The following is a 556-nucleotide window of genomic DNA, read 5'->3' on the forward strand; positions in this document are numbered from 1 at the left end:
GACGAACCGCTCACCGGTCAGCCCGGCCCGACCCACATAGCCGCGCGCGAGGCCGGCGCCGGCCACGTACAACTCACCGGCCACCCCGATCGGTGCCGGCTCCAACTGGCTGTCCAGCACGAACAAGCGGGCATTGGCGATCGGCCCGTCGAACGGCACGGTGCCCGCCCGGTCCGGATCCACGATCCCGGTGGCGGCGATGACCGTCGCCTCGGTCGGCCCATAGGCATGCACCAACCGCCGACCCTGACCCCACGTGCGGGCGACCGACTCGCTGACCGTCTCCGCACCCACGACCATCGCGCGCACCTGCGCCAGCGTGCTCGGCTCCAGCACCCCCAGCAGGGATGGGACGACGCTGGCCACCGACACCCCGGACAACTCAGCCAACCGCTGCGGCTGCGACCGCTGCTCCTCCGTGGCGATCCACAACGACCCGCCACACCCCAACGCCACCGCCACATCCAGCACCGACGCGTCGAAACTGAACGACGCGAACTGCAACACACCCGTCCCCGCCTCAACACCCAGCAACGGGCCGAACACCGAGACCAGG

Annotated in this window: 1 protein-coding gene; it reads right to left on the reverse strand. The window is 70.9% G+C overall.

Annotation, left to right across the window (positions count from 1 at the left end; translation table 11 throughout):
• Positions 1-507 (reverse strand): AMP-binding protein (locus tag ABD211_RS14100; protein WP_425560408.1); only part of this gene is annotated, 507 nt, incomplete at its 3' end.
• Positions 508-556: the final 49 nt, after the last annotated feature.

Origin of the sequence: Luedemannella flava, assembly GCF_039528515.1 — a bacterium.
In the GTDB taxonomy this organism is placed as follows: Bacteria; Actinomycetota; Actinomycetes; order Mycobacteriales; family Micromonosporaceae; genus Luedemannella; species Luedemannella flava.